Annotated in this window: 12 protein-coding genes; 6 read left to right on the forward strand and 6 right to left on the reverse strand. The window is 68.5% G+C overall.

Annotated features, from left to right (window positions below):
• Positions 1-9 precede the first annotated feature (9 nt).
• Both HB662_RS25080 and HB662_RS25085 read right to left on the reverse strand, forming a co-directional pair.
• A complete protein-coding gene (locus tag HB662_RS25080; RefSeq protein WP_168054109.1) occupies positions 10-726 on the reverse strand; it encodes a hypothetical protein in 717 nt (238 codons plus the stop codon).
• A gap of 82 nt (positions 727-808) precedes the next feature.
• A complete protein-coding gene (locus HB662_RS25085) occupies positions 809-1,243 on the reverse strand; it encodes an OsmC family protein (RefSeq protein ID WP_168054111.1) in 435 nt (144 codons plus the stop codon).
• A 138-nt stretch (positions 1,244-1,381) separates the two neighbouring features.
• Between HB662_RS25085 and HB662_RS25090 the strand changes: the two genes are divergently transcribed.
• Complete coding sequence (locus HB662_RS25090; protein WP_168054113.1) at positions 1,382-2,056, forward strand: RraA family protein; 675 nt, start codon at positions 1,382-1,384, stop codon at positions 2,054-2,056.
• A gap of 3 nt (positions 2,057-2,059) precedes the next feature.
• A complete protein-coding gene (locus tag HB662_RS25095) occupies positions 2,060-3,307 on the forward strand; it encodes a Coenzyme F420 hydrogenase/dehydrogenase, beta subunit C-terminal domain (RefSeq protein ID WP_168054115.1) in 1,248 nt (415 codons plus the stop codon).
• On the opposite strand, the gene HB662_RS25100 is transcribed toward HB662_RS25095, so the two are convergent.
• Together HB662_RS25100 and HB662_RS25105 are read right to left on the reverse strand one after the other, a co-directional pair.
• Positions 3,267-3,506: a hypothetical protein gene (locus tag HB662_RS25100; protein WP_168054117.1), complete on the reverse strand. Its 240-nt coding sequence runs from the start codon at positions 3,504-3,506 to the stop codon at positions 3,267-3,269. The two genes, HB662_RS25095 and HB662_RS25100, sit on opposite strands and share 41 nt — an antisense overlap.
• 53 nt (positions 3,507-3,559) lie before the next feature.
• On the reverse strand, positions 3,560-3,862 hold the full coding sequence (locus HB662_RS25105; protein WP_168054119.1) for a plasmid stabilization protein: 303 nt from the start codon (positions 3,860-3,862) through the stop codon (positions 3,560-3,562).
• A gap of 124 nt (positions 3,863-3,986) precedes the next feature.
• Here HB662_RS25105 and HB662_RS25110 point away from each other — a divergent pair, with 124 nt between their 5' ends.
• From HB662_RS25110 to HB662_RS25125, 4 genes are read left to right on the forward strand one after another with little or no spacing between them, the layout of a single operon-like run.
• A complete protein-coding gene (locus HB662_RS25110) occupies positions 3,987-4,904 on the forward strand; it encodes an ABC transporter permease (RefSeq protein ID WP_168054121.1) in 918 nt (305 codons plus the stop codon).
• Entirely contained in the window at positions 4,901-5,770 is an 870-nt protein-coding gene (locus HB662_RS25115) for an ABC transporter permease (protein ID WP_168054123.1), read from the forward strand. Before HB662_RS25110 ends, HB662_RS25115 begins: the two co-directional genes overlap by 4 nt.
• On the forward strand, positions 5,767-6,726 hold the full coding sequence (locus HB662_RS25120; RefSeq protein WP_168054125.1) for an ABC transporter ATP-binding protein: 960 nt from the start codon (positions 5,767-5,769) through the stop codon (positions 6,724-6,726). Before HB662_RS25115 ends, HB662_RS25120 begins: the two co-directional genes overlap by 4 nt.
• A complete protein-coding gene (locus HB662_RS25125) occupies positions 6,723-7,673 on the forward strand; it encodes an ABC transporter ATP-binding protein (protein WP_168054127.1) in 951 nt (316 codons plus the stop codon). The genes HB662_RS25120 and HB662_RS25125 overlap by 4 nt, the downstream gene beginning before the upstream one ends.
• Before the next feature lies 1 nt (position 7,674).
• Here the strand turns inward: HB662_RS25125 and HB662_RS25130 are convergent, their stop codons facing one another.
• On the reverse strand, positions 7,675-9,207 hold the full coding sequence (locus tag HB662_RS25130; protein ID WP_168054129.1) for an ABC transporter substrate-binding protein: 1,533 nt from the start codon (positions 9,205-9,207) through the stop codon (positions 7,675-7,677).
• Between the two features lie 75 nt (positions 9,208-9,282).
• A complete protein-coding gene (locus HB662_RS25135) occupies positions 9,283-10,857 on the reverse strand; it encodes an ABC transporter substrate-binding protein (protein ID WP_168054131.1) in 1,575 nt (524 codons plus the stop codon).
• Between the last annotated feature and the right edge of the window lie 53 nt (positions 10,858-10,910).

Consider the following 10,910-nt stretch of genomic DNA (forward strand, 5'->3'; position numbering starts at 1 on the left):
GCGGCCCCGTCAGCAGAACTGCTCGGCGCCCGCCACGACAAAGACATTGGCGGCGCTGCGAATCCAGGTCTGGTACCAGAACTGCCAGCCCGCCCCCGTGCGGAAGCCCACCACGGTCGTGCCCAGTGCCAGGACCGGGGTATTGGCGAAGCGCGCGACATTGACCGCCGCCGCAGCGTTGGCGTTGTAGCGGTCCTTGAACAGCGACCCCACTGACACCGCGCCGGCATAGTGCCGCGCCGCGTTGATGTGGTACTGGCGCTTCACCGCAACGGCCAGTTGGCGCTCATAGCGCACGTTCAGCGACTGCTCCTCGGTCGGGCGATAGGCGCCGCCCTGCACATTCGCGTGGTAGACAACCATGTTGCCGTTCGGCAGCCGGTCCACGAAGACCGAACACCCCGAGAGGTTGTCGGTGAAGAACCGGTTCACCGAGCTGTCGAAGGTGATGGAGCTGATGTTGTTGTCGCGATACAGCAGGTAGGCGGCATTGTTGTGCGTGCCGGCCGCCCGGAAGCTGATGAGCTGGCTGCCTGGCTGCGCTGCCGGCCCGTTGGTGTAGCCGACGATGCCGTTATGCGCGACCAGATGCTCATTCTCCGGAGGTATTCCGGTACCGAGCGCGCTGCCATCCGTGCGGCGCAAAAGCGGCATCCCGGCGCCGGCCGGCGCGTAGGTGCCGACCTGGAACGGCGTCGTCCGCAGGTCGGCAATGCTGATCGGCATGGCTGTCTCCGGTCCGTGCTCCCCGGACAGCCTCGCCCGGATGGGCGAGGCCGGCAAGATGGACCGCGGCCGGAACGGTCGCTCAGCCCTCCAGCGTCGCGTCCAGCGTGATCTCCGCGTTCAGCACCTTGCTGACGGGGCAATTGGCCTTGGCCGTCTCCGCCAGCTTCTGGAAGGTCGCCTCGTCGCAGCCCGGCACCTTGGCCTTCAGCGTCAGCGCAACCCGGGCGATCTTCCAGCCGCCCTCCACCTGGTCCATGCCGACCTTGGCGGAGGTATCCATGCTGGTCGCGGTCAGGTTGGCGCCGGCGAGCTGGAACGCCAGCGCCATGGTGAAGCAGCCGGCATGGGCGGCGGCGATCAGTTCTTCCGGATTCGTGCCGCGGCCTTCGCCGAAGCGGGCGTTGAAGCCATAGGGCGCTTCCTTCAGCACGCCGGACTGGGTCGAGACATGCCCCGTGCCGTCCTTGCCGCCACCTTCCCAATGGGCGGAACCGCTGCGCGAAATGCTGGCCATGGGCCGTCTCCTGTTGTTGCCGCCCCGGCAGATGGGAGGCGATGGCCGCGATTGCGATGACAAAGCCGCGCGCAGCCACCTTGCCGCCGCCGCGCCCCACCTGTAGGCGAGGAAAAAGTCCTGCCTGGAGAGACGCCCATGCCTGTCGGTTTCCGCATCCTGCCCCGCACCCGCGCCGTCGCCCCCGCGCTGGTCGAGCGCTTCCGCAAGCTGCCCGTCGCCAATGTCTCCGACAGCATGTCCCGCATCTTCGCCGCCGGCCCGCGCCTGCGGCCGATGCATGCCGGCGCCGTGATGGCCGGCCCGGCCTTCACCGTGCGCTGCCGCCCCGGCGACAACCTGATGGTCCACAAGGCGATCGACATGGCGGAGGCCGGCGACGTCATCGTGGTGGATGCCGGCGGCGACCTGACCAACGCCATCATCGGGGAGCTGATGCTGGCGCAGATGGTGCGCCGCAAGCTCGGCGGCATCGTCATCAACGGCGCGATCCGCGACAGCGGCGCGCTGGCGAAGCAGGATTTCCCGGTCTACGCCGCCGGCATCACCCATCGTGGCCCCTACAAGGACGGCCCGGGCGAGATCAACGTCGCCATCGGCTTCGAGGGCCTGGTGATCGAGCCGGGTGACATGATCCTGGGCGACGAGGATGGCTTCGTCTCCATCCCCTATGCCGATGCCGAGACGGTCTGCGTGGCGACGGAGGCGAAGCACGCCGCCGAGGGCAAGCAGATGGCGGAGATCGAGGCCGGCACCATCGACCGCAGCTGGGTGGACGCCACGCTCCGCAAGCTGGGCTGCGAGGGCGTCTGAGACATGACTGCGGCGGTGCAGGTGCCGGTGATCGGCCCTGCAGCGCCGCGCGGCTTATGCACGGATTGCGGCATCTCCCGCATGGCGGATGCCAAGGCCTGCGGGCGGGCCTGCCAGTTCATCCGGCCCGATTATGCGCGCCTGGAAGCCCAGGTGCATGGCCGGGCGCGCGACCCGGCCCGGCCGGATGAGCTGCATTTTGGCCCCTTCCGCCAGATGCTGCGGGCCAGGCTGGCGGCCCCTCGCCCCGGCGCGCAATGGACCGGCATCACCACCCGCATCGCGGAGAAGCTGCTGGAGGCCGGCGCGGTGGATGCCGTGCTGACCATGGCGCCCGACCCGGACGACAAGTGGCGCCCCGTTCCGGTGCTCGTGACCAAGCCGGAGGGCATGGCCGAATGCCGCGGCATGCGGATGGGCTACGCCCCCCTGCTGGCCCTGCTGGAACCCGCCCGCGAGGCCGGCCACAAGCGCCTGGCCATCATCGGCATCCCCTGCCAGGTCTATGCGCTGCGCGCACTGGAGGCGGCGCTGGGGCTGGAGCGGCTGTTCGTCATCGGCACGCCCTGTTCCGACAACACCACGACGGAGAATTTCCACCAATTCCTGGCGCTGCTCGACGCCGACCCGGACAGCATCACCTACCTGGAATTCCGTGCCGACTATCATGTGGAGCTGCGCTTCGCCGATGGCAGGCGGCGGGAGATCCCCTTCCTGCAATTGCCGATCAGCCAATTGCCCGGTGACTTCTTCCCGCTGACCTGCCGCACCTGCGTGGACTACACCAATGTCCTGGCCGACATCACCGTGGGCTATATGGCCGGCGAGGGCGAGCAATGGCTGCTGGTGCGCAACCCGCGCGGGGCGGAGCTGCTGGCGCTGCTGGGGGATGAGGTGGTGAGCCGCGCGCCCGGCAGTGCCGGCAAGCGCGCCGGCGCCGTGCGCGGCTTCCTGGCGAATACCGAGCGTGCGGCGGGCGGCCTGCCGTTGCGGCGGATGCCCGGCTTCCTGCGCGGCCTGGTCGGCTGGCTGATGCCGCGCATCGGCCCGCGCGGCCTGGAATTCGCCCGTGCGCGGGTCGAGATGAAGGCGGTCGAGACCGTGCTGCATCTACGCCGCCGGCTACCGGCTCGCCTCAAGCATATGGTCCCGCCGCATGTCTGGGAGCTGGTTGCGCCCTATGGCCTGCAGCCGGCCGCCGAGGAGGTCCTCAAGCCACCGGCGGCGGCATCTGAGGACCGGGCGGGGTGATGCTCGGCACCTCCGGATACTGGCCTGGATAGGGCAGGTCCGGCCCCGGGTTGGGATTCTCCGGAGTAACGTCGGGCGGCGGGCCGGGCATGGTGTCCGGCTCCGGCGGGGGCAGTTCCCGATCCGGCGAGGGCGGGTTCACCGGCGGCAGGCCGGGCAGTTCGGGCGGCGGCTGGTTCGGGTCGGAAAGCTGGGTCATGCCACCTTAACGCGCCATCACGCGCAACGTTCAGTGCGCCTTTCGCGCAACGTTCAGTGCGCCCTGGCCGCCGCATTGCGTTTGCGCGTTGCCGCCGCCTTGCGGGCGGAGGCGGAACGCTGCTCCGGCGTGCGGCTGGCGGAGGCTTTGCCGCCCTTCTTCGCCGAGACCTTCGTATCCTTGTGGCCGCGGCCGGAGCCGCTGCGGTTGCCGCCGCCGGTCTCCTTGTTCACCGTGGCCCAGGCGCGGCGCTCCGCCTCATCCTCCGGCACGCCGCGATCCTCATAGCCATCCGCGATATGCGCCGCCTGGCGCTTCTGCTTGTCGGTGTAGCTCGATTTGTCTCCACGGGGCATCGGCATGTCCTCCGACGCGGCAACGCCGGATGGGCGCAGCGGTTTCGCGGCGGCGCGGACTCTCGGTCCTGCAGCGCAACAGCGCGCTTGCCACGCCACGCGACGCGTGACTACGCTCGCTTCAATGGTCCGTTTCCTCCTGCGCCGGTTGACCGTCGCGATCCTGGTGGCCCTGACGGTGCTGACGTTGAGCTTCCTGCTCACGCGGCTTTCGGGCGACCTCGCCATCTCCATCGCCGGGCCGAATGCGACGCAGCAGGATGTGGAGATGATCCGCCAGGCCTATGGGCTGAACCGGCCGCTGGCACAGCAATACCTGGATTGGCTGGTGCGTGCCGTGCAGGGCGATTTCGGCGAGAGCTTCTTCTTCAAGGACCGCGTCGCCAACCTCATCGCGCACCGCCTGCCCATCACGCTGACGCTCGGACTTGTCGGGCTGGCGCTGGCGCTTGTCGTGGCGCTGCCGCTCGGCATCATCGCCGCGGTGCGGGAAGGCAGCTACGTGGATCGGGGCGTGATGCTGGTGGCGCTGATCGGCCAGGCGATGCCGTCCTTCTGGCTCGGGCTGATCCTGATGGTGGTGCTGGGGCTGAACCTCGGCTGGCTGCCGATCTCGGGTACCGGCGGCTGGGAATACTACGTGATGCCCGGCATCGTACTTTCCTTCTCCGCCATCCCGTCGCTGATGCGCCTGACGCGCAGCGGGATGATCGAGGCGCTGTCGTCGGACTACATCCGCACGGCGCGCGCCAAGGGGTTGTCCCGAATCTCCATCCTGGTGAAGCACGGCTTCCGAAATGCGGCGATCCCGGTGGTCTCCATCGCCGCCGTGCAACTGGGTTTCATGCTGGGCGGGTCGATCGTGATCGAGACGGTCTTCGCCATGCATGGCGTCGGCTACCTGGCGTGGGAGAGCATCAGCAAGAACGACTTCCCCGTCGTGCAGGCGGTGATCCTGGTGCTGGCGCTGATCTACATCGCGCTGACCCTGCTGGCGGATCTGCTGAACGCCGTGCTCGACCCGCGGCTGCGCACGTCATGAGCGGGGCCGTTCTTCCCGGCAGCGGCGCCACGCGGCGGCTGCTGCGCAACGCCACCTTCGTGATCGGCGCGCTGATCGTGGGGCTGGTAGTGGTGGTGGCGATACTCGCGCCCTGGATCGCGCCCTATGATCCCTACGCCATCGATCTCGGCCGCCGCCTGGTGCCGCCCGCCTGGATGGAGGGCGGCACGCCGGCCAACTGGCTCGGCACGGACCAGCTGGGGCGGGACTACCTTTCCCGGCTGATCTATGGCGCGCGGATTTCGCTGATCATCGGCGTGGCCACCGTCATCACCTCCGGCATCATCGGCACCACGCTGGGCGTGCTGGGCGGCTTCTATGGCGGGCGGATCGATGATGTCGTGATGTTCCTCATCACGGCGCGGCTTTCGATTCCGGTGGTGCTGGTGGCGCTGGCCGTGGCGGGGCTGTTGGGGACCAGCTTCACTCTGGTGATCCTGGTGCTCGGCCTGCTGCTGTGGGACCGCTTCGCCGTCGTCGCGCGATCCACCACCATGCAGCTGCGGACGCTGGATTACGTCAGCGCCGCCTGGTGCGCCGGGTCCTCCCACGCCAGCGTGCTGCTGCGCGAAATCCTGCCCAATATCGCGACGCACCTGGCCGTGGTGGCGACGCTGGAAATGGCGCTGGCGATCCTGCTGGAGGCGGCGCTGTCCTTCCTCGGCCTCGGCGTGCCCGCCCCCCTGCCCTCCTGGGGCCTGATGATCTCGGAGGCGAAGGAATACATGTTCTTCACCCCCTGGGTGATCCTGGTGCCGGGCGTCGCGCTCTTCGTGCTGGTCTTCGGCGTGAACCTGCTGGGCGATGCGCTGCGCGACATGCTCGGCACGGATTTGTCCCGATGACCGCGCTGCTCGAGGTGCAGGACCTGCGCGTGACCTTCGGCGGCACCGCGGCGGTGCGCGGGGCATCGCTGGCGGTGGCAAAAGGCGAGACGCATTGCCTGGTCGGCGAAAGCGGCTGCGGCAAATCCGTCACCTCGCTCGCCATCATGGGGCTGCTGGCGCGCGGCGGGCGGCGCGAGGCATCGGCGCTGCGCTTCGCGGGGCTGGAGATCGGCGGGCTGAATGAGCGCGAGATGTCGCGCCTGCGCGGCGACCGCATGGCGATGATCTTCCAGGAGCCGATGACCAGCCTGAACCCCGCCTATACGGTGGGCAGCCAGATGACGGAGGTGCTGCGCCGGCATCGTGGCGCGACCCGCGCCCAGGCGGTGGACCGCGCGGCGGAATTGCTCGGCCGCGTCGGCATCACCGCGCCGGGGCTGCGGCTGGGGCAGTTTCCGCACCAGCTTTCGGGCGGCCTGCGGCAGCGGGTGATGATCGCCATGGCGCTGATGTGCGACCCCGAATTGCTGATCGCAGACGAACCCACCACGGCGCTGGACGTGACGGTGCAGGCGCAGATCCTGCGGCTGCTGGCCGGGCTGCAGCGCGACCTCGGCCTCGGCATCCTGCTGATCACGCATGACCTTGGCGTTGTGGCGCGCATCGCCGACCGGGTTTCCGTCATGTATGCCGGCGAGGTGGTGGAATCGGCACCGACGGCGGAGCTGTTCGGTAATCCGCGCCACCCCTATACGCGCGGGCTGCTGGCCTGCGTGCCGGTGCCGGGCAAGGTGAAGCGGGGCGATCCGCTGGGCAGCATCCCCGGCGTGGTACCGCGCATTCCGCCCGGTTTTCGGGGTTGCGCCTTCCGCGATCGCTGCGAATACGCCCATGCCGAATGCAGCGGGCCGATCCCACGCCAGCAGGCGGGGCCGGGGCATGAGGTGCTGTGCACCCTGGCCCTCGCCGCATGACGCCCGCCATCGAGGTGCGCGACCTGCGCCGTATCTTCAATGTCCGCCAGGGGCTGTTCGCGCCGCCGCGCCAGGTGCGCGCGGTGGATGGCGTGTCCTTCGCCGTGCCGCCGGGCAGCGTGCTCGGCGTGGTGGGGGAAAGCGGCTGCGGCAAATCCACCCTCGCTCGCATGATCCTCGGCCTGCTGCCGCCGACATCCGGGGAGGTGCTGGTGGATGGCCAGCGCCTGTCATCGATGGACCGCAAGGCCCGCGCCCGGCTGATCCAGCCGGTGTTCCAGGACCCCTTCTCCTCGCTCAACCCGCGCCGCCGGGTGCAGGACATCGTGGCGATGCCACTGGTGGCGCAGGGCAACATCGACCGCGCGACCGTTGCGCGAAGGGTGGCGGAGGCGCTGGAGCGCGTTGGCCTCTCCGCCGAGCAGGGCGGGCGTTTCCCCTCCCAGCTCTCGGGCGGCCAGCGGCAGCGTGTGGCGATCGCGCGCGCGCTGGTGCTGCGGCCGCGCATCGTCATCTGCGACGAGCCGACCAGCGCGCTGGATGTCTCAGTGCAGGCGCAGATCCTGAACCTGCTGGACGAGCTGCGCCGCGACCTCGGCCTGACCTACCTGTTCATCAGCCACAACCTCGCGGTAGTCGAACACGTCGCGAGCGAGGTCGCCGTGATGTATCTCGGCCGCATCGTGGAACGCCAGGAATCGGAGGCGCTGTTCCACAACCCGCGCCACCCCTACACTCAGGCGCTGCTCGCCAGCGTGCTGACGCCGGAGCCGGGGCTTGGCGTGCCGGATGTGGGCCTCGGCGACATCATGCCGGACCCGGCGAACGTGCCGCCCGGCTGCCGCTTCCACCCGCGCTGCCCGAGGGTCTTCGCGCCCTGCGCCACGCAGGAACCGAGGCCCACCACCTCCGCGGCGGGCCTCGTGGAATGTCACCTGGAAGGGTGAGTTATTTCCACTTCGCCAGGTAGAAGCGCGGCAGCTCGTCCGGGAAGGCCTTGAAGTCGAGCGAGCGCGTGAAGGCGTAGGTGTTGACGTAGGTGTGCAGCGGCACCCAATACGCCTGTTCCGTGATCCGCTTGATGGCGGCGGAATAGGCGGCGTTGCGCACCGCCTCATCGGCGGAGGAGCCACCTTCCACCAGCAGGCGCTGCAGCTCCGGGTCGCGGGCGTAGTCGTCGTTGGTGTCGCCGAAGAAGTTCGGCAGGATGGCGGAGACGTCGTTGATGGAATAGCTGCCCCAGCTGCCCATCGACATCGCCAGTTCCCCACGCCAGGCGCGCTGGATTTGCGCTGCCACCTGCAGCAGGTTCAGCCGGGCGCGGATGCCGACGGCCTGCAGGTAGCTCTGCACCGCCTCGGACCATTGGCGCGGCTGGACATAGCTGGTCAGCTCGATGTCGAAGCCGTTCGGGTAGCCGGCCTCGGCCAGAAGCTGCTTCGCCTTCTCCGGATTGTAGTCGTACTGCACCGCGGCATCGGCATTGCAGCCGAACTGGCTGGGGTAGCAGGGCGCCACCGGCACGCGGGACCCGCCGGTGACCAGGCGCTCCGCGATCGTCTTGCGGTCGATCGCGTGCCACACCGCCTGGCGCACCTTCAGGTTCTTCATCGGCGTGTCACCGCTGCGACCGGCCGCATCCAGGCTGAGATAGCCGATGCGCATGGATTCCTGGCGCAGCGTCTGCAGGAAGGGAATGCGGTTGACGTTGGGCACCTGGTCCGGGTTCATGTTCCAGATCCAGTCGACGCGCTGCGCCAGCAGCTCCGTCAGCTCGGTCGCGGCGTCGGTCACGAAGCGCACGGTGATGCGGCGGATGGCCGGCTTGCCCTTGGGGCCACCCGCATAATAATCGTCGAAGCGTTCGTATTCGACGCCGCTGGAGACATCGAACTTCGTGATCTTGTAGGGCCCGGCGCCGACCGGCGCGCGGCTGTAGCCCTCCGCGCCCACACGCTCCCGATAGGCCTGCGGCCAGATCGGCGTGACCAGCGCCAGGTAGTCCAGCGCCGCCGGCGTCGGGCGCTTCAGATGGATGCGCAGCTTGAAGTCGCCATCCGCTTCGGCGCGCTCGATCCAGGCATAGTTGCTCGGCGTCGCGACGCGGGTTTCAGGGTTGGAGACGGTGTTGAGGGTGTAGACCGCATCCTTCGCCGTGAAGGGGCTGCCATCATGGAATTTCACGCCCTGGCGCAGCGTGAATTCCAGCAGCAGGGGGTTCACCCAGCGCCATTCGGTCGCCATGGCCGGCACCACGCGGAAGGTCTCCGGGTCCCGGTGCACCAGCCCGTCCCATGCCTGGTGGCCGAGGATCAGGCCGGTGCGCTGGCTGTTGAAATAGGCGTCGATATTCGGCACCGCGTCGCGGAACACCAGGCGCAGCGTGTCCTGCGCCTTCTGCGCCTGCGCCTCGCCGCCGAGCAGCGTGATGCCGCCCGCGGCGGCCAGCCCTTTGCCGAGCGTCCTGCGTCCGATGGTCATGTCATTGCTTCCCCGTTTGAACCCGGGGGAGCGTAGGAACCACGCGCCCCCGATGGCAAGCGGAGAGAGTGTGCGTCAGGCCTTTTCCACGTTCCAAAAGATCGGGAAGGACGATTCCATCAGGCCCGTCAGCGAGGTGCGGTATGCGGCCGGGATGGTGAACTGGCCCCACATGACGGACGGCGTCAGCTCATAGGCCAGGCGCTGGATTTCCGCCGTCAGGCGCTGGCGTTCCGCCGGCGTTTCCGCATTGGCGAATTCCTGCGTCAGGCGCGGAATGCGTTCGTCGCAGGACCAGCCGGGGTAATCGGCGCAGGTGCTGGCGACGTAGAAATGGGTCAGCGGCGTCAGCATATCGACGCCGTTGGAATAGACGGCGAACATGCTCCAGCCATCGCGGCGCGCACGGCGTGCGAGGACGGTGCCCCAATCCATCTGCTGCTCATCCACCGTGAAGCCGGCTTCCTTCATGTTCTGCACCAGCACCTGCGCCGCGGTCTGGGAGATGGAGCCCGCCACCTGCAGGAACTGCACCGGCTGCCCGCGATAGGATGTCTTCGCCAGCTCCGCCTTCGCCTCCGCAATGGAGAACTTGGCACCCTCCGCCCCCGCATCCGTGCTGTAGGGCGCATCGCACATCCAGAAGCTGGTGCATTGCGGCGCACGGAAGCGCGGCGGCACGCCGATGGCCTGCAGCACCGTGTTCTGGTCCACCAGCTTCCACAACACGCGGCGCACGGCGGGGTCATCGAAAGGCGGAGCCGCGTGATTCAGCCGAAAGTTGCCCTGGAACTGGTGCAGCCCGCCGAGCGACAGCAGCTTGATGTCGCGCGAGCGTTCGAGGCGCGGGATCCAGTCGAAGGGCACGTATTGCTGGTAGTCGATCTCATTCGCCAGGAGCGCCGTGGCGCCCGTCGCCTGGTCCGGCATGACGCGCAGCGACAGGCTGTCCACCTTCACCACCTTGCCGCCGGAGAGGAAATCCGGCGCCTCGCTGCGCGGCACGTAGTCCGCGAATTTCTCCAGCACCATGTAGTTGCCGGGGCGGTACTGGTCCGGGCGGAAGCGGAAGGGGCCGGAGCCGATGATCTCCGTGATCCGCGTATCGCCGGAGGTGCGCGCCAGGCGTTCCGGCAGGATGAAGGGTACCGGCGCGTTCGGCTTGCCGAGCACGTCCAGCACCAGCGGGAAGGGCCGCTTCAGCACCAGCTCGAAGCCCAGCGTACCCTTGGTGGTCAGGCTGGCATGTGCATCCCGCAGCATGCGCCCCAGCGCATCCTTCGGCATCCAGCGCTGCAGCGACAGCACCACATCGGTGGAGGTGACGGGCGTGCCGTCGTGGAACTTCATCCCCGGCCGCAGGGTGAAATTCCAGGTCAGCCGGTCGGCGGAGGTGGTATGGCTTTCCACCATCTGCGGCTGGATGCGGCCCTGGCCATCCATCGCATAGAGCGTGTCGAAGATGTGGAAGCCGAAGGTGCGCGTGATGGCCGCCGTGGTCATATAGGGGTCGAGGATCACCACCTCCGATTCCAGCACCAAATTGAGCTGGCTGGCGGCGCGGGCGCCCTGCGGGCGGATGATGCCGGCGGCGGCGAGCGCCGTGCCGCCCGCCATCAGTCCTCGGCGGCCGATCAAGCTCTGGGGCATGCCTCGATTTCCTCTTCCCCGGGCGGGGTTGGCCCCTCGCCGTTCGATATATC

Origin of the sequence: Falsiroseomonas frigidaquae (assembly GCF_012163145.1) — a bacterium.
GTDB lineage: Bacteria > Pseudomonadota > Alphaproteobacteria > Acetobacterales > Acetobacteraceae > Falsiroseomonas > Falsiroseomonas frigidaquae.